The sequence below is a fragment of the Sphingomonas sp. PL-96 genome (assembly GCF_020707215.1).
GTDB lineage: Bacteria > Pseudomonadota > Alphaproteobacteria > Sphingomonadales > Sphingomonadaceae > Sphingomonas.
Genome location: NZ_JAJFET010000006.1, coordinates 22697 through 39644, shown reverse-complemented (window position 1 = coordinate 39644; position 16948 = coordinate 22697). Strand labels below are relative to the sequence as shown.

The following is a 16948-nucleotide window of genomic DNA, read 5'->3' as shown; positions in this document are numbered from 1 at the left end:
GGAAAGTTCAATGTCGCAGCCGGCCGAGCAGCACGTCGCGCGCGGCGTTCACCCGCTGCGTCAGATCCGCCGATCCCCCGCGGTCCGGGTGGACGGCGCCGATCAGCCGGCGGTGCGCGGCACGGATCGTCGCCTCGTCCGCATCCGGCCCCACGCCCAGCACCTGCCGCGCCTCGGCCTCGTCCTTCAGCCGGGGCTTGCGCGGCCGCAGGTAGAGCCACAGCGCCACCAGCACGGCTGCCACGAACAGGAGTTTCAGCATCACGCCGCGGCGGACGGGACAACCGGGTCCGGCAGCGCCAGCCCGGCCATCATCTCGCGCAGTTCCTGGCGTGCCGCGACATGGCTCAGTCCCATCGCGCCGAACTCGCGGCTGTCGAGCATGGTCAGCCCCTTGGGGAACAGCTCGCGATAGATCACGCGCTCCGACAGTCCCGGAATCACGCGAAAGCCGACGCGCTTCGACAACTGCTCGATCGCTTCCGACACGCGGCGCATGTTGCGCGCCTCGATGTGCTGCAGCCGGTTGCGCAGCACGACCCAGTCGATGGTCGAGCCGTCTGCGCGCGCGCGGTGCTTGCGGGTTTCCCAGATCAGCTCGGAATAGAAGCTCGGCCGAGTGACCTTGAACGTCTCGGGATGGACCTGGCCGATCAGGTCGAAGTCGACGAAGCTGTCGTTCATCGGCGTGACCAGCGTGTCCGCGTTGGTCACGGCCATGCGCGCGAACGGATCGTCGCGGCCCGGCGTGTCGATCACCAGATAATCGGCTTCCTCCGATAGGCGCTCCAGCGTCTCGGTGAAGAAGTCCATGCTCTCGCCATCATGGGTTGCATGGACCGGCATTGGCAGGCTGCCGCCCTGACGCCGCGCGGTTTCCGCCCGGTTGTCGAGATAGCGGCCGAGCGTGCGCTGGCGATGATCGAGATCGAACGCCGCCACCCGCGCGCCCTTGGCGGCCAGCGCGATCGCCACATGCACCGCGGTCGTCGACTTGCCCGTGCCGCCCTTTTCATTGGCGAACACGATGACGTGCAATCCGTTGCTCAAGGTGCCTTCTGTCCCCTGTTGGTACCCTGGTGCTGGTGCCATGGTGTTGATCCCGCAGCGCCCCCCCCATAGAAGGCCGCCTTCCTATTCTTACCGGAGGCTATTGGGCCGTGCAAACCATCCGTCAGCTCGACGCGCTCCGCGACGCGCTGGCTTCCTTCCGCGCCGCAGGGGAAAGCATCGCGCTCGTTCCTACCATGGGCGCGCTTCATGAAGGCCATATGGCACTGGTCGACGCCGCGCGGCGCCGCGCCAGCCGCGTGGTCGTGTCGATCTTCGTGAACCCCAAGCAGTTTGGCCCCAACGAGGATCTCGCCCGCTATCCCCGTCGCGAAATGCAGGATTCGCGCATGCTGATGGAGGTAGGCGCGGACGTGTTGTGGATGCCTCCGGTCGAGGTCATGTACCCTGACGGCTTCGCCACAACTGTCTCCGTCTCCGGCGTCAGCGAAATTCTGGAGGGCGCGCACCGCGCCGGTCATTTCGATGGCGTCGCCACGGTCGTCGCCAAGCTGTTCGGCCAGGTCCGTCCCGACGTCGCGCTGTTCGGCGAAAAGGATTTTCAGCAGCTGGCGGTGATCCGCCGCATGGCGACCGATCTCGACCTCGGCATCGAGGTGGTGGGCGTGCCCACCCAGCGCGACGACGACGGCCTCGCACTGTCGTCGCGCAACCTCTATCTTGACCCTGAAGAACGCCAGCGCGCCGTCTGCCTCCCGCGCGCGCTTGGCGTCGCCGCCCGCACGCTGGAAAAGGGAGGCTCCGCCGACGAGGCGCTGGCCCAGGCCCGCGACATGCTCGCCCAAGCGGGGTTCGAGACGGACTATGTCGCGCTGGTCGATGCCGAGACGCTGGGCGAACCCGCCCCCGGGCGCCCGATGCGCCTGCTCGCCGCCGCCCGCATCGGCAACACCCGCCTGATCGACAATGTGGCGGTGCTGCCCGCGGCCGACTGAGGCCGCGCGCGTCCGTTGCACCGCCTCTCGCGGGGGGCGACCAGCACGCCCGCAGGATGAGTCGAGGAGCGTTCGCGTGGCCTGTGCAAGGCCACGCGCAGGCGGGAGCCCAGGCTGCCGAAGCTGCCCGACCTACCCCAACCCCTTCAAGCGCTGTGCAGACTCACTCGTGCCCCCGCGTGCCGCTCCAGCCGCCCGGCAAGCTCCAGCTCCAAGAGCACCGTCTGCACCACCGCCGGCGGCAGGCTGGATTGCCGCACCAGTTCGTCCACCGGCACCGGCACCGGGCTCAGCAACCGCACCACTGCGCGCCGCTCCGCCTCGCCCGCGTCCCCGGCCACCGGCTCGGTCGCGAAACGAACGCCCGGCGACCGCACGCTGCGCGGATCGATCGGCCGCAGCATCTCCGCCACGTCGGCCGCCGACTGGATCAGCGTAGCCCCCTCTCGGATCAGCAGATTGCACCCCTGCGCCCGCGGGTCGAGCGGGCTCCCTGGCACCGCCATCACCTCGCGCCCGGCCTCCGCCGCCAGCCGCGCGGTAATCAGCGAACCGGACTTCGGCGCCGCCTCCACGACCACGGTGCCCAGCGACAGTCCCGCGATGATCCGGTTGCGATACGGAAAGTGCCGCGCGCGCGGCTCGGTCCCGGGCGGCTGCTCCGCCACCAGCAGGCCGCGCTCTGCGACGGCCTCCTGCAAGGCGGCGTTCTCCGGCGGAAAGGCGATGTCGATCCCGCTCGCGATCACCCCCACCGTGCCGCCGGAAAGCGCCCCCGTATGCGCCGCCGTGTCGATCCCGCGCGCCAGGCCGGAAACCACGGTGATCCCCTCTCCCGCCAGCGCCTCCGCCAGCTGGCGCGCGAAGCGGCAGGCGGCGGCAGAGGCATTGCGCGCGCCCACCATTGCGACGCACGACCGGGCCACCAGCGCCTCGCTCCCGCGCAGGATCAGCGCCGGCGGCGCATTCTCGATCTCGGCCAGCAGCGGCGGATAGTCGGCATCGTCCAGGAACAGGTAGCGCGCACCCAGCCGCTCGGTGCGCGCGATCTCGCGCCGCACGCCATCCTCGGGGGCAATGACCGGCGCTCGTCCGCCGCCCCGTGCGGCCAGTTGCGGCAGTGCGGCCAGTGCAGCGGTGGCGCTGCCGAAGCGCGCGACCAGCTGGCGATAGCTGACGGGGCCGACATTCGCGGAACGGATCAGCCGGAGCCGATCGATCCGCGGGTCGGCGTCAGCCACCCTTGCGGCTGCCGATACGGGGCTCGGTGCCGTCGAGCAGCCGCCCCAGATTCTCACGATGCTTCCACACCGCGATCGCCGCCAGTGCCAGAAGCATCAGCACCAGGTCGAACCGCCCGAACCAGGCCGCACTCACCGGCGCGGAGATGCACGCCGTGATCCCCGCCACCGACGAGATGCGCAGCAGCGCGAGCAGCCCCAGCCACACCGCCGCGAACACCAGCGCGCTCGGCCAGTGCAGCGCCAGCACGACCCCCATCATCGTCGCCACGCCCTTGCCGCCGCGAAAGCGCAGCCACACCGGATAGCAATGGCCCAGGAACGCAGCCGCTCCCGCAATCACGCCATGGCCGGGGAACCACCATTCCGCGATCAGAACGGCCACGGCGCCCTTGGCCGCATCCAGCAGCAGCGTCGCCGCCGCCAGCCCCTTGCGTCCGGTCCGCAGCACGTTGGTCGCGCCGATATTGCCCGAACCGATCGCGCGCAGGTCGCCCGCGCCGAACCACCGCGCGAGCAGCAGCCCGAACGGGATCGCGCCCAGCAGGTACCCGAGCAGCAGTGCGCCGATCGTCGACGCCGAGGAGAAATCGGTCGGCAAAGTTGGTTCAGACCCCCAGTTGCTCATAGGCTAAGCAATTCGGTATCGGGGTGCAACAACCTCGATCAAAGCGGGAACGGTGCCCGCGCAAGGGACCCCTGCATGGCCGACGCTCGCCCGATCCTGTTCTTCGATTCCGGCGTGGGCGGTTTGTCGGTGCTCGCGCCGACGCGGCGACTGCTGCCGCAGGCCCCGATCGTCTACGCTGCCGATTCGGCCGGCTATCCCTATGGCACCCGCAGCGAGGCGGAAATTGCTGCGCGCGTGCCGGCACTGCTCGGGCGGCTCGCGGAGCGCTACCACCCGCGGTTGATCGTGATCGCCTGCAACACCGCCTCCACCATCGCGCTGCCGGCCGTGCGCGCGGCCCTCGACCTGCCGGTGGTCGGCACCGTTCCCGCGATCAAGCCTGCGGCCGAGTGGAGCCGCACGCGCGTCATCGGCGTGCTCGGGACGGAGGCGACGGTGCGCCAGCCCTATGTCGACGACCTCGCCACTCGCTTCGCCGCCGACTGCCGCGTGCTGCGCCACGGCTCGGCTGCGCTGGTGGCGCTTGCCGAGGCTCGCCTGCGTGGCGAAGAGACCGACGACCACGCCTATCGCGCGGTGCTCGCCGGGCTGCTCGACCAGCCCGACGGCGGCCGCATCGACGTGATCGTCAACGCCTGCACCCATTTCCCGCTGGTGTCCGACCGACTGGAGGCCGCCGCCGGCCGTCCGATCCGCTTCGTGGACGGCGGCGAAGGCATCGCCCGCCGCACCGCGCATCTGCTTGGCGATGCCGAATGGCCCGATTCGCCGCCCCCTGGCGTAGCGGTGTTCACGGGCACGGACGCAGAGACCGAGTCGTTGCGCGCCGCCTTGGCACGCTTTGGACTGACTCAGATCAAAACGCTGTGATTCCACGCCCGTTTCGGGGCAGCCGGCCGGCTTTCCCAGTGGAAAAACAAGGGCTCCGCCGTTATGTCAGCCTCCATGTCCAGCGACGAAACCGTTCGCGCGGTCGATTACAGCCGCGTCTTCAACCAGGCGATCGACAGGCTCCATGCCGAGGGGCGCTACCGCGTCTTCATCGACATCCTGCGCAACAAGGGCATGTTCCCCAACGCGCGCTGCTTCGCCGGGCATAACGGGCCCAAGCCGATCACGGTCTGGTGCTCCAACGACTATCTGGCGATGGGGCAGCACCCGGCCGTCATCGCCGCCATGGAAGAGGCGCTGCACGACGTCGGTGCCGGCTCGGGCGGCACCCGCAACATCGGCGGCAACACCCACTACCACATCGATCTCGAGAGCGAGCTCGCCGACCTCCACGGCAAGGAAGGCGCGCTGCTGTTCACCAGCGGCTATGTCTCCAACGAAGCGACGCTCGCGACGCTCGCCAAGGTGCTGCCGGGCTGCATCATCTTTTCCGACGAGCTCAACCACGCCTCGATGATCGCGGGCATCCGCAATTCGGGCTGCGAGAAGCGCGTCTTCCGCCACAACGACGTCGCCCATCTCGAGGAGCTGCTCGCCGAGGCGGATCCGCAGGCGCCCAAGCTGATCGCGTTCGAAAGCGTCTATTCGATGGACGCCGACATCGCCCCGATCGCGGCGATCTGCGACCTGGCCGACAAGTACAACGCCCTCACCTATCTCGACGAAGTCCATGCCGTCGGCATGTACGGCGCACGCGGTGGCGGCATTTCCGAGCGTGATGGCGTGGCCGATCGCCTCAACATCATCGAAGGCACGCTTGGGAAGGCGTTCGGGGTGATGGGCGGTTACATCGCGGCCGATCGCACGATCATCGACGTGATCCGCAGCTATGCGCCCGGCTTCATCTTCACCACCTCGCTCTCGCCGGTGCTGGTCGCCGGTGCGCTGGCGAGCGTGCGCCACCTCAAGGCATCCTCGGCCGAGCGTGAGGGCCAGCAGGCTGCCGCGGCGAAGCTCAAGGCGATGTTCCGCGATGCCGGGCTGCCAGTGATGGACTCGACCACCCACATCGTGCCCTTGATGGTCGGCGATCCGGTAAAGGCCAAGCGCGTCAGCGATATCCTGCTCGCCGAATACGGCGTCTACGTGCAGCCGATCAACTTCCCGACGGTACCCCGTGGCACCGAGCGGCTGCGCTTCACTCCCGGCCCCGCCCATGACGAGATCATGATGCGCGAGCTCACCGACGCGTTGGTCGAAATCTGGGGCCGCCTGGAAATGCGCCGCGCCGCCTGAGGGCGCTCGACCGGACGCACCTTGATCGCGCTTCTGCGCCGGCAGGAGCGCTGGGCAACAAGGGGCGACGCGGGTCAATTCAGACTCCTGCCTGCGCAGGAGCACGGCTCGCGCTACGTGCGCACCTTCCCCGTCAACACCGCCCGAGCATCGTCGCAATCGCGCGCGATCTGCGCCTTCAGCGCCTCCAGCCCGTCGAATCGCCACTCCGGCCGCAGATAGTCGATCAAGGCGACTTCGATCCGCTGCCCGTACAGGTCGCCGGAGAAGTCGAAGAAATGAGGCTCCAGAAGTTCGAGCGGCGGCTCGATCATCGGCCGGATACCCAGGTTGGCGACCCCATCGAGCACGCGCCCGTCCGCCAGCTGCCCGCGCACCGCATAGATGCCATAGGCCGGCCGCAGGTACGTACCCAGCGTCAGATTGGCGGTCGGGAACCCGAGCTCGCGCCCGAGCTTCGCACCCGGCGCCACCACGCCCTCGATCGCGAACGGCCGCGTCAACAGCGCCGCCGCCTCAGCCGGCCGCCCCTCTTGAAGGAGCGCCCGGATCCGGCTCGACGACACGGTGCCGCCCGCATCCTCGACCGCGCCCACCGTATCGACCGAAAAGCCCTGCGCGTCCCCCAGGGCCGCCAGCACCGCGACATTACCGTCGCGTCCCTTGCCAAAGGTGAAGTCGGCGCCCGTCACCACCCCACCGATCCCGGCCAGCCCACGCAGCCGCTGCTCGATAAAGGCGACCGCCGACAGGCTGGCGAGCGCGGCGTCGAAGCCGAACACCAGCATCGCATCTGCGCCTGCCTGCGCGAACAGCCGCTCGCGCTGGTCGAGCGTCGTCAGCCGAAACGGTGCGGCATCCGGGCGGAAATGGCGGATCGGATGCGGATCGAACGTGGCGACGATCGCCGGCCGCCCCTCGGCACGGGCACGCGTCACCGCCTGGCGCACCACCGCCTGGTGCCCGAGGTGAAATCCGTCGAAATTGCCGAGCGCGACGATCCCGCCCCGCAACCCTGCAGGGACCGCCGAGCTGCCGTCCAGCCGCTCCATGGCTCCGCGCTATAGGGAAAGGCGGCGCGCAGGCAAACCGTGCGTGCGCGTCAGGCGGCGCACTCGTGCCCTCTTACCGCACCAGGGTTACAAAGCTGTACGCCGGCCGCCCGCCCTCTTCCGCAAAATCCTCGCGCGCTGCTTCGCGCCAGCCTTCGAACGCCGGGACCACCGCATCCCCCTCGGGAGCCGCATGTACCTCGGTCAGCTCGATCCGATCGGCATGGGGCAGGAACAGCGCGAACACCTCCGCGCCGCCGATCACCGCGACCTCACCCGCACCCGCCAGCGCCAGCGCCGCTTCCGGATCGCGCGCCACCTCCGCGCCGGCCGCCGACCAGCTCGGGTCCCGCGTCAGCACGATGTGCCGCCGCCCCGGCAAAGGGCTCGGGAAGCTCTCGAACGTCTTCCTTCCCATGACCATCGGCTTGCCCATGGTTCCGGCCTTGAAGCGGCGGAGATCGGCGGGCAGGTGCCAGGGCAGCTGGCCATCGCGCCCGATCACGCCATTGTCGGCGCGCGCCAGGTGGAAGACGATCGTGGCCTTGTCAGCACTCGGGGTCAAACCGCCACCTCAGCCTTGATCGCACCGTGCGGTGCATAGTCCTGCACCTCGAAATCCTCGATCCGGTAATCGTCGATGCTCTCCGGCTTCCGCAGCAGGCGCATCCTGGGGAAAGGGCGCGGCTCCCGCAGCAGCTGCGCGCGCGCCTGCTCCAGATGGTTCAGGTACAGATGCACATCCCCGCCGACCCAGATGAGCTCGCCGGGTTGCAGCCCGGCCTGCTGGGCGAGCATCAGCTGAAGCGCGGTTGCGCCGACAAAGTTGAACGCCGCCCCCAGCAGCAGGTCGACCGATCGCTGGAACAACAGGCAGTTCAGCCGTCCGTCAGAGGTTACATGATATTGATAGACCATGTGACACGGCGGCAATGCCATGCCGCCCAGCTCCCCGACATTCCAGCCGTGGAACAGCATCCTCCGGCTCGCGGGATTTTCCCGAAGCGTCCAGACCAGCTCGCCGATCTGGTCATGTTCGCGACCATCCGCCCCGAGCCAACGCCGCCACTGCTTCCCGTACACCGGCCCCAGCTCACCCCAGCGTGCGGCGAAGTCGTCGTCCTCAAGGATGCGTTGCTCGAATGCTTCCTGCGAGACCGCCTCGCCGGTCTCGCGGCGGTAGGCGGCAAGCGGCCAGTCGGTCCAGATCCGCACATTCTCCCGCAGCAGCGGCTGGATGTTGGTGCCGCCCGTCAGGAACCACAGCATCTCCTTAACGGCCGTTTTCCAATAGACGCGCTTGGTCGTCAGGATCGGCGCCTCGCCCTGCGACAGGTCGAACCGGACCATCGCGCCGAAGATCGACCGCGTGCCGACGCCGGTTCTGTCCAGTCGCTCGTCGCCCCGCTCCAGCACCTGCGAGAGAAGGTCGAGATACTGATGTTCCGGATGCTGCATGGTCACGGCCCCTGGCGCGATGCGCAATCGCGCGATTGTTCGGTCCCGAACGTCGGCAGGTCCGCCGTTCGCGAGAACGTCCTTGCCGGATCGGCCGGTTGGATCAAGCGCGCGCGAGCACTTCGCCGCCCTCTCTTGTGCCCTTTGGCGCAGGCGAACCCTCGTCCACCTGCGCCCGGGCGGATCAGGCAGACTGCGGGATGACGCTGATCAGTTCGTCTTCGCTCGGCTCCTTGGCGGGCTTCAGCTTCAGCGCCTGGTCCGGCTGGATCTGACCGGATCGCTGGGCGGCCGGCAACACAACCGCTTCTCCGCTCTCCAGCGACTTCTCGACCGCAGCCAGCACGCGCATGTCCATCAAGCCCTCTTCGCCATTGGCCTCTGGCTCGCGGTCGTTGAGGATGCAGTCCGAGAAATACTGCGTCTCGTTCCCGAACTGCTCGACTGGATCGAAGCTGTGGGTCTTGCTCCCCGCCTCGGTCGTCTCGGTATAGGAGATGCCGACCTTCGGCCCGAACATGAAGCAGGGCGAGGCGTGGATGGTCGCCTCCGTGCCGACCAATGTGAAATTCTCGGCGGACGCGGTCGCATAGCTGACGGTGAACTGCGCGACACGCTCCTTGGGGAAGCGCAGCGTCACTGCCACCGTGTCATGGAAGTTGAAGCCGCGGCCCGCCGTCTTGGTCCCGACCGCCTGGACCGAGATCGGCTCCTCCCCGAACAGGTTGCGCACGGCGTTCAGCGGATAGGTGCCCATGTCCGGTACCGGCCCGCCCCAATAGCCATTGTGCCCGCGCGAATTCTCCTCTGCGACATTCTGCGCAAAGACGGAGGAAAAGGCACGCAGCTCGCCAAAGTCGCCGTTGCGCGCACGCGTGACCATTTCCACGGTGCCCGGTTCATGGTGCAGCCGGTATGCGACCATCAGCTTGGCACCACCGCGCTTCTGGGCAGCAAGGATCTGCTCCGCCTCTTCGACGCTGGACGCCATCGGCTTTTCCAGCAGCACGTGGATGCCGGCTTCCAGTGCTGCGACCGCAAAGGGGGTGTGCCGGAAATTGGGCGTGGCGATATAGACCGCGTCGATCTCGCCCGACTTGAGCAGCGTGTCATACTCCTCATAGGACCACGCCTTGATCTTGTAGGCGCCGGCGAGCTGCTCCGCCTTGACCGGATCGCCCGTTACCAGCGCGGCGAGTTCCGAATTGTCCGTGCGGCCGATGCCCGGCATGAACGCCTGCTGCGAGATCTGGCCGCCCGCCACCACGGCATAGCGAATCTTCTTCTTGTGCCCGAACATGGTGTTCTCCTGTTTTTGCGTTGCTTGTCTTGTTTGCTGCCAACGTCACACCGCAGGCATTTCCTCGTTCAGCACCGACATCGCCATGACATGGGCGAGATGCGACAGGCCCTGCGGCAGGTTGCCCAGGAACGCGCCCGTTGCCGGGTCGATCATTTCGGGAAAAATGCCGACATGCCCCGCCAGCGCCTCGGTCAGCGCGGTCATCCGCGCCCGCGCGCCCTCGCAATCGCCCAACAGCGCACGCGCCTCGACGATCCAGAAGGAGCAGGCCAGGAAGCAGCCCTCTTCCTGCTCCATCCCGCTGTAGCGGTAGTGAAAGGGTCCGGCGCCGAGTTCCCGGTCGATCGCATCCAGCGTCTTGGCCAGCCGCTCGCGCCCGTCGAACCCGAACCGTACCGCCAGCGCAAGCGACGCATCGAGGCTGTCGCTGCCGGGGTGCAGGACAAACGCCTGCCGCTTCTCCGACCAGCAGTTCGCGTCGATCCATTCCGCGATCCGGTCCCGCTCGCGGCGCCAGCGGTCGCGGCAGGTCGTCGGCAGCTGCCCCTGGTCGGCAAGCTCGACCGCCCGGGCAAGCGCCTGCCAGCAGCTGATCTTCGACATCGTAAAATGCTGGGGGTCCGGCAGTTCCCAGATGCCCGCATCCGGCGTCCGCCAGCGATCGGCGCATTCGTCGGCCAGTTCCGACAGCAGCTGCGCGCTGGCACTGTCGAGGATGTTGCCACTGTCCACGAACCGGGCTGCGGTCTCGAAGATGTCGCCATAGACGCCGTGCTGCAGCTGCTCGGTCGCGATGTTGCCCGTGACCACCGGCGTCGAGCCGCGGTAGCCCGGCATCTTCCACTCGCGCGCCTGCGGGACTTCCTCGCCGCCCAGCGTGTAGAACACGGCTGTGCCCTGGTTGGCGAGCCGGTCGAGCAGCCAGGTGAACGCGGCCTTGGCCTCGGCTTCCGCACCCGCGGCGAGGAACGCCTTGATCGTGTACCCGGCATCGCGGATCCAGGCGAAGCGATAGTCGAAATTCTTGGTGCCCCCGATCCGCTCCGGAAGCGAGGTCGTCGCTGCCGCCGCGATCGCGCCGGAGGGTGAAAAGAGCAGCAGCTTGAGCGCAAGGCCGGACCGCACAAAGGCGCTGCGGTCGGGACCATCGTAGCGCACGCTGTCCGCCCAGACGCGCCATTCCGCGTCCGAGATGTCGATGCGGGCATCGATCTCGTCGATCCCCGGCACCACCAGCGGTTCGTCACGGCCAGCGACGATCGCCACCACCTCGCGATCGCCCGCACTGACCGAGACATGCCCGGTCACGCCCTCGTCCGCCCAGCTCGACCTTACCCCATCGCTGTGGAGCAGCAGCCCCAGCACCCGTTCGACATGAAAGACGGTCTGCTTGCCGATGGTCGCGTGATAGGGGCTGACGGTATCGCCACGCCGTCCGGGCCGCATCGTCATGCGGAGCCGCACGGTGCCGTCCAGCCCCTCGATCCGTCGTGCGAGTTCCGCCCAGGGAAGCCGCCCGGCAGGACCGCTGTTCATCGATTCCGTGATCCTGGCGCGGCCGCCGGCCGTCGTGAAGATCGTCTCCAGGACGTTGCTGCCTTCCCGGTACGCGCGTTCCGACGTGAACGGCGCGTCGGGAACCAGCGAGAAATGCCCCCCTTCCTCGGCGTCCAGCAGCCGGTCGAACAGCGGCGGCGAGTCCATGTTGGGCACGCACCACCAGTCGATCGACCCGTCGGCGCCCGAAAGCGCCACCGAACGTCCCTCGCCAAGCGCGGCATAATCCTGCAGCGCAAGATAGCCGTCGCGCCGTGTGCCGGGTTGCGAAGCTTGATTGTGCTGCGATGTCAATCGTTTGAGAACGCCGGTCATCCCAGCGTGGAGCCGGCCAGTTGCGTATGCCGGACGCCGTCCCATCCAAGGCTTGCTGCCCGCGTGAGGCATGGATCGGCAGGGTGACGTTGCACGCGCGAACTCCCGTTTTCTGGCTGCGAACCCGAACAACCGGTCGAGATGCGTCAAGGATCCCGTCGTTTTTGGAAACGGTGCCTTGCGCGCAATGCGAAAACAGATCCTTTCGGAGAAAACGCGGCGTCGCATCGGCGCCCACGAACAGAAACGCGCGCTCACTCGTTGGCGGCAGGATCAACAGGAGCAACATGATGAACGACTATGAGGCATCGCGGCGTGCGGTTCTGACCGGCGCGGCAGCGGGACTTGCGGCGGCCGCCGCTCCCGCGGCGGCGCAGGGGACCCAGTCGGCAGCTGGCGGAACCGGGCCTGTGCTGCGCGACCCGCGCACCAAATACCGTCGCGAGCCGTTTCCGGAGCAGCGGCAGCCCTGGCCCGCCCTCGCCAGCAAGATGAACCCGCGCCCGGATCATGGCGAAACCAGTTATCGCGGATCGGGCAAGCTTGCGGGGCGGCGCGCGCTCATCACTGGCGGAGACAGCGGCATCGGCCGTGCGGCGGCCATCGCCTATGCGCGCGAGGGCGCAGACGTGGCGATCAACTATTATCCCACCGAAGAACCCGATGCGCGCGAGGTGAAGCAGCTCATCGAGCAGGCGGGCCGCAAGGCGGTGCTGCTGCCCGCCGACATCCGCACGCAAAAGGCCTGCGAGGATACCGTGCGCAAGGCGATCGCCGGCCTGGGCGGGCTCGACATCCTGGTGAACAACGCCGCCTATCAGCAGAGCAAGGCCGACATTCTGGAGATCACGGACGAGCAGTTCGTCCGTACCTATGAAACCAATGTCTTCCACGTGTTCCGCTTCAGCAAGGCGGCGATCCCGTCCCTGCCGCCGGGCGCGGTCATCCTCAACACCATTTCGGTCAACAGCTACGACCCCGGCGAGGAATTGATCGACTATGCCAGCACCAAGGCGGCGATCCTCAACCTGACCAAGGGCATGGCCAAGCAGCTGGCCAAGAAGGGCATCCGCGTGAACGCCGTGGCGCCCGGCCCGATCTGGACGCCGCTGCAGGTCGCTGGCGGCCAGCTACCGGGCAAGATGGGCGAGTTCGGCCAAGACACCCCTTATGGGCGCGCCGGCCAGCCGGCCGAACTCGCATCGCTCTACGTCGCCCTGGCATCGGATGAGGCGAGCTATTCGTCCGGCACTGCTGTTGGCGCCCACGGCGGCAGCGGCAATCCCTGAGTGCATGGGGCGCGGGACGGGCGGCATCGCTGCCGCCCGTCCTCGCTCGCCCGATTGAGTGGCTGGTGCCTGCTGGCCGTGTGCGGTGCAGCATCGCCTGCCGGGTGTCGCGGCCGTGCTTTGACCGCAACACCCTGCTGCCACACCAATTAGTCGAGGCGCCGCACGCGAATCGCAGTCTGTCCGGCGACGTTGGCGAGGAAACTGCCCATCGCCGCGCGGCGGATGGCGAGTCGCATCCCGGCGCGGGGATCCTGGGACAGCGTGCGCCCGTCGATCTGCTGCCACCGGGCCCCGTCCGCCAGGATCATCACCCACTTGCCATCGGCCGTACGGGAAGCGCTGCGGATCGTCGTGTCGATGCTCCTGGGAGGCTCCGTTGCCGGTTGGCGCGCCGGTTCGGAATGGATCGTAGCCGGCGCGCTGCGGCCGAATTGTGCGGCTTGTACCTGTGCGACTTCCGCCCGGGTCGAGACGGTAACGTCGCCACGCTCCAGCCGCTGAGCCAGTTCGGCTGCCCGCCTATCCAGGCACTGCAGGCGCGCCGCATCCTCTGCGACAGACCGGCAGCCGAGCAGGTCCCGCACCGGATCCTGGGCCGCGGCCTGGCCGAATCCCGCGCCGCTTGCACCTGTCGCGATCAGCGCAAGCACCTGGAAAAGCATCCTTTGTCGATCGTGCATCCTACTGATTCCCCTCCCCTTGCGGCCCCGGATCGGAACGTTGCATTTTTACGACACCGGCGCGCCATTTAGTTCCAGGAAGATTGGCGCCTTGCAACTATTCCACCGCAGTGCATCATCTGGGCAGAATAAAACAAGAGAGTGGATGATCCTGAAAGATTTGGGCCGTCTTGGCTCGGGGGTAACAAGGGGAAGTTCATGAAGATGATGCAAGAACGTCGCTCGGCACTGCGTGCCGGGGTGGCACCGCTTGTCCTGATTGCGGCCGCTTGGGGCGCGCCGGCATTTGCACAGGACACGCCGCAGGAAAGCACATCTACCAGCCAGAATGTCGGCGTAAGCGCCGTTCCCACCGGCAGCGCAGAACCCAACCAGAGCGTCGATGAGAACCAGGGCGGGATCGTCGTCACGGGCTCGCGCATCGCGCGCCGCGATCTCACCTCCGACAGCCCGTTGGCCGTCGTCTCGCAGGAAGAGTTCAAGCTTTCGGGCGCCGTGAACGTCGAAAGCGTGCTCAACACGCTGCCGCAGGTCATTCCGGGCTCGACCGGCTTCTCGAACAACCCGGGCGGCGGCGTCGCGACGCTGAACCTGCGCGGTCTGGGCAGCAACCGCAACCTGGTGCTGGTCAACGGCCGCCGCTACATGTTCTACGATACCTCGCAGGTCGTCGATCTTAACACGATCCCCGCGTTCCTGATCGACGGCGTCGATGTCGTCACCGGCGGCGCCTCGGCAGTGTACGGGTCGGACGCGATCGCGGGCGTGGTCAACTTCCGCCTGCGCACCGACATCAACGGCGTCGAAGCTGGCAGCCAGTACAGCATCACCGAGGAAGGCGACGGCCAGCGCTGGGATACTTATCTCGCGATGGGCACCGACTTCGACGAAGGCCGCGGCCACATCACCGCCTATGGCGAATATTACCAGCGCAAGGCGATCTTCCAGGGCGCACGCGACTTCTCGGCCGTCGCGCTGGGCGACAGCGGCACCAGCCTGGTGCCGCTTGGCAGCTCCTCCGTCCCGAACGGCCGCTTCTACGTGAACCCGGGCACGGTCTGCGTTGGCGGGACCGGTGCGGCCTGCACCGGCGGCACGAACTTCACCCGCGGCGCCGGGTCGCTGTCCTCCAACGGCACGCTTGGACAATATTACACCGGTGCGAACACCTCCCGCCCGTTCACGACCGACGATTATTACAACTATGCGCCCGACAACTACCTCCAGGTTCCGCAGGAGCGCTGGATGCTGGGGGCGTACGCCAACTACGAGGTGAACGAGTGGTTCAACCCGTATATGGAGCTGTCCTTCGTCAACAACCGCGTCGCCAACGAACTGGCGGCGAGCCCCATCAGCGGCACCTTCGACATCGCAGTCGACAACCCGTTCCTGTCGGCGTCCGATGCCGCATCGATCGCGGCGATTGACGCACAGGAAGCAGCGATCGACGCGGCCTTGGTCGCGGCAGGCGGTACCGCCCGCTACAACAACCCGGGCGTGGTCGGCGTCAGCCTCGCGTCGCGTACCAACGCGGTGTCGTCCCGCCAGGCGCTCGACGAGCGCAACGCCTTCCGCGTGCTGATCGGCAGCACCGGCGCGATCACCAGCGACATCAAGTATGACGCCTATTACAGCTATGCCCGTACCCGGAACTCGAACATCCAGTACGGCAACATCTCGCGCTCGGCATTCGCGGCGGAGCTGCTGGCGAACCGCCTAAACATCTTTGGCCCGAACATGCTGTCGGCCGAGGAGATCTCCGCGATCTCGATCACCACGCAGAACACGGACATTTCCGAGCTTCAGGTCGCGCAGGCCTCGATCTCGGGCTCGCTGTTCGACTTCGGCCTGGGCGGCGGGGCCGTCGGCTTCGCGCTCGGCGGCGAATATCGCTCGGTCGAGAGCCAGTTTATCCCGGACCAGGCGCTGTCGTCTGGCGACGTCGTCGGCTTCAACGGCGGCGATCCGACGGCGGGCGGCTACAACGTCAAGGAAGTGTTTGGCGAGCTCAGCGTGCCGCTGCTCGGCGGCCACCCGTTTGCCGAGAAGCTCGAGCTGAACGGTGCTTTCCGCTATTCCGACTATTCGCTCGGCGGCGTCGGCGGCGTGTGGACCTACACCGGCGGTGCGCAATGGGCTCCGGTGCGCGACATCACCTTCCGCGGGCAGTACTCTCGCGCCGTTCGCGCGCCGAACGTGTCCGAGCTGTTCGGTGGCCAGTCGAACGGCTTCCCGGGTGCGACGGATCCTTGCGCGACCCCAGGGGCACAGAACGATGCGGCACTCGTCGCGATCTGCACCGCCACCGGCGTACCAGCCAGTGCGATCGGTACGGGCACGTCGCTCCAGCCGAACGCCCAGATCGAAGGTCTGTTCGGCGGCAATCCGAATCTTCAGGAAGAAGTCACCGACACCTACACTGCCGGTGTGGTGCTGGCGCCGAGCTTCCTGCCCGGCCTGCACGTGACCGCCGACTATTTCAACATCAAGGTGGACAACGTCATCACCTCGCTGGGCGGCGGCGTCGGCGGCATTCTGAACCTGTGCTATAACGTCTTCCAAGACGTCAACAGCATCTACTGCCAGGCGATCTCGCGCAACGACGACGGCACCATCCAGAATCCGAGCTTCGTCACGGCCGTCAACGCCAATGCGGCGAACCTGAAGACCTCGGGTGTCGACCTTTCGGTCGACTATACTCAGTCGCTCGGCTTCGGACTGTTCGGGGCGGAGAGCAAGCTCAACGCCTTCTTCCAGGGCACCTGGACGGAGAAGTATGAGTTCGCGCCTGTCGTCGGCCAGCAGGCGTACACCTGCGCGGGCTATTTCGGCGTCAACTACTGCAGCGACCCGCAAGGGAACCCACAGTCGAAGTACAAGTGGACGTCGCGCCTGTCGCTGATCGACGGCCCGGTGACGACCAGCCTGCGCTGGCGCCATCTGTCGAGCGTCAAGGCGGATTCGCTCGTCAACGGCGATCCCGTGAGCGCGTCCGAGCTGGCGGTGCCGAAGCTCAAGGCCAAGAACTATGTCGACCTGGCCTTCTCGATCGACCTGACCGACACCTACAACTTCAGCTTCGGCGTCAACAACATCGGCAATGTGGAGCCGCAGCTGATCGGCAGCGATCAGCAGCAGGCGAACACCTATCCGGGCGTCTATGACGTGCTGGGTCGCGACTTCTACGCAGCAGTGCGTTTCCGCTTCTGACGCGTACGACCTGTCG

General features: G+C 67.3%; 15 protein-coding genes. 5 read left to right on the top strand and 10 right to left on the bottom strand.

Translation table 11 applies throughout. From position 1 onward, the window contains the following. Nucleotides 1-7 precede the first annotated feature (7 nt). Entirely contained in the window at nt 8-262 is a 255-nt protein-coding gene (locus LK533_RS11885) for a J domain-containing protein (RefSeq protein WP_229363411.1), read from the bottom strand. After that, on the bottom strand, nt 262-1050 hold the full coding sequence (locus LK533_RS11880; protein ID WP_229363185.1) for a division plane positioning ATPase MipZ: 789 nt from the start codon (nt 1048-1050) through the stop codon (nt 262-264). The genes LK533_RS11885 and LK533_RS11880 overlap by 1 nt, the downstream gene beginning before the upstream one ends. A 110-nt stretch (nt 1051-1160) precedes the next feature. Between LK533_RS11880 and panC the strand changes: the two genes are divergently transcribed. Beyond that, nucleotides 1161-2006, top strand: a complete 846-nt coding sequence (gene panC, locus LK533_RS11875; RefSeq protein WP_229363184.1) for a pantoate--beta-alanine ligase — start codon at nt 1161-1163, stop codon at nt 2004-2006. Nucleotides 2007-2152: 146 nt separating this feature from the next. Here panC and dprA read toward each other — a convergent pair whose 3' ends face one another. Both dprA and plsY read right to left on the bottom strand, forming a co-directional pair. Beyond that, nucleotides 2153-3247: a DNA-processing protein DprA gene (gene dprA, locus LK533_RS11870; RefSeq protein WP_229363183.1), complete on the bottom strand. Its 1095-nt coding sequence runs from the start codon at nt 3245-3247 to the stop codon at nt 2153-2155. Next, complete coding sequence (plsY, locus tag LK533_RS11865) at nt 3240-3848, bottom strand: glycerol-3-phosphate 1-O-acyltransferase PlsY (protein ID WP_229363182.1); 609 nt, start codon at nt 3846-3848, stop codon at nt 3240-3242. The genes dprA and plsY overlap by 8 nt, the downstream gene beginning before the upstream one ends. Nucleotides 3849-3950: 102 nt before the next feature. On the opposite strand from plsY, the gene murI reads away from it, so the two are divergent. Then, nucleotides 3951-4748: a glutamate racemase gene (gene murI, locus LK533_RS11860; protein ID WP_229363181.1), complete on the top strand. Its 798-nt coding sequence runs from the start codon at nt 3951-3953 to the stop codon at nt 4746-4748. Nucleotides 4749-4823: 75 nt separating this feature from the next. After that, complete coding sequence (gene hemA / locus LK533_RS11855; protein WP_229363180.1) at nt 4824-6065, top strand: 5-aminolevulinate synthase; 1242 nt, start codon at nt 4824-4826, stop codon at nt 6063-6065. 113 nt (nt 6066-6178) lie between these two features. On the opposite strand, the gene LK533_RS11850 is transcribed toward hemA, so the two are convergent. The 5 genes from LK533_RS11850 to LK533_RS11830 form a co-directional block, all read right to left on the bottom strand. Continuing rightward, on the bottom strand, nt 6179-7117 hold the full coding sequence (locus tag LK533_RS11850) for a bifunctional riboflavin kinase/FAD synthetase (RefSeq protein WP_229363179.1): 939 nt from the start codon (nt 7115-7117) through the stop codon (nt 6179-6181). Nucleotides 7118-7190: 73 nt separating this feature from the next. Then, nucleotides 7191-7682, bottom strand: a complete 492-nt coding sequence (locus LK533_RS11845) for a dihydrofolate reductase (RefSeq protein ID WP_229363178.1) — start codon at nt 7680-7682, stop codon at nt 7191-7193. Further along, nucleotides 7679-8575: a thymidylate synthase gene (thyA, locus tag LK533_RS11840; RefSeq protein ID WP_229363176.1), complete on the bottom strand. Its 897-nt coding sequence runs from the start codon at nt 8573-8575 to the stop codon at nt 7679-7681. Before thyA ends, LK533_RS11845 begins: the two co-directional genes overlap by 4 nt. Before the next feature lie 184 nt (nt 8576-8759). After that, nucleotides 8760-9875 carry a Gfo/Idh/MocA family protein gene (locus LK533_RS11835; protein WP_229363174.1) on the bottom strand — a complete coding sequence of 372 codons (1116 nt, stop codon included), beginning with the start codon at nt 9873-9875 and terminating at the stop codon, nt 8760-8762. Nucleotides 9876-9920: 45 nt separating this feature from the next. Continuing rightward, nucleotides 9921-11750, bottom strand: coding sequence for a glycoside hydrolase family 15 protein (locus LK533_RS11830; protein ID WP_229363172.1), 1830 nt, complete (start codon nt 11748-11750; stop codon nt 9921-9923). A gap of 290 nt (nt 11751-12040) precedes the next feature. Between LK533_RS11830 and LK533_RS11825 the strand changes: the two genes are divergently transcribed. Continuing rightward, nucleotides 12041-13039 (top strand): SDR family oxidoreductase, encoded by a 999-nt coding sequence (locus LK533_RS11825; RefSeq protein ID WP_229363410.1) that lies wholly within the window; start codon nt 12041-12043, stop codon nt 13037-13039. A gap of 149 nt (nt 13040-13188) precedes the next feature. Here LK533_RS11825 and LK533_RS11820 read toward each other — a convergent pair whose 3' ends face one another. Further along, nucleotides 13189-13704 carry a hypothetical protein gene (locus LK533_RS11820; protein ID WP_229363170.1) on the bottom strand — a complete coding sequence of 172 codons (516 nt, stop codon included), beginning with the start codon at nt 13702-13704 and terminating at the stop codon, nt 13189-13191. Nucleotides 13705-13920: 216 nt separating this feature from the next. On the opposite strand from LK533_RS11820, the gene LK533_RS11815 reads away from it, so the two are divergent. Further along, nucleotides 13921-16932, top strand: a complete 3012-nt coding sequence (locus LK533_RS11815) for a TonB-dependent receptor domain-containing protein (RefSeq protein ID WP_229363168.1) — start codon at nt 13921-13923, stop codon at nt 16930-16932. Nucleotides 16933-16948 lie beyond the last annotated feature (16 nt).

Bases quoted from the DNA above. Each gene is read 5' to 3' on its own strand.
- LK533_RS11830 (WP_229363172.1), bottom strand. From the start codon at position 11,750: ATGACCGGCGTTCTCAAACGATTGACATCGCAGCACAATCAAGCTTCG.
- LK533_RS11885 (WP_229363411.1), bottom strand. From the start codon at position 262: ATGCTGAAACTCCTGTTCGTGGCAGCCGTGCTGGTGGCGCTGTGGCTC.
- LK533_RS11820 (WP_229363170.1), bottom strand. From the start codon at position 13,704: ATGCTTTTCCAGGTGCTTGCGCTGATCGCGACAGGTGCAAGCGGCGCG.
- LK533_RS11815 (WP_229363168.1), top strand. From the start codon at position 13,921: ATGAAGATGATGCAAGAACGTCGCTCGGCACTGCGTGCCGGGGTGGCA.
- thyA (WP_229363176.1), bottom strand. From the start codon at position 8,575: ATGCAGCATCCGGAACATCAGTATCTCGACCTTCTCTCGCAGGTGCTG.
- hemA (WP_229363180.1), top strand. From the start codon at position 4,824: ATGTCCAGCGACGAAACCGTTCGCGCGGTCGATTACAGCCGCGTCTTC.
- murI (WP_229363181.1), top strand. From the start codon at position 3,951: ATGGCCGACGCTCGCCCGATCCTGTTCTTCGATTCCGGCGTGGGCGGT.
- LK533_RS11850 (WP_229363179.1), bottom strand. From the start codon at position 7,117: ATGGAGCGGCTGGACGGCAGCTCGGCGGTCCCTGCAGGGTTGCGGGGC.
- LK533_RS11825 (WP_229363410.1), top strand. From the start codon at position 12,041: ATGAACGACTATGAGGCATCGCGGCGTGCGGTTCTGACCGGCGCGGCA.
- LK533_RS11835 (WP_229363174.1), bottom strand. From the start codon at position 9,875: ATGTTCGGGCACAAGAAGAAGATTCGCTATGCCGTGGTGGCGGGCGGC.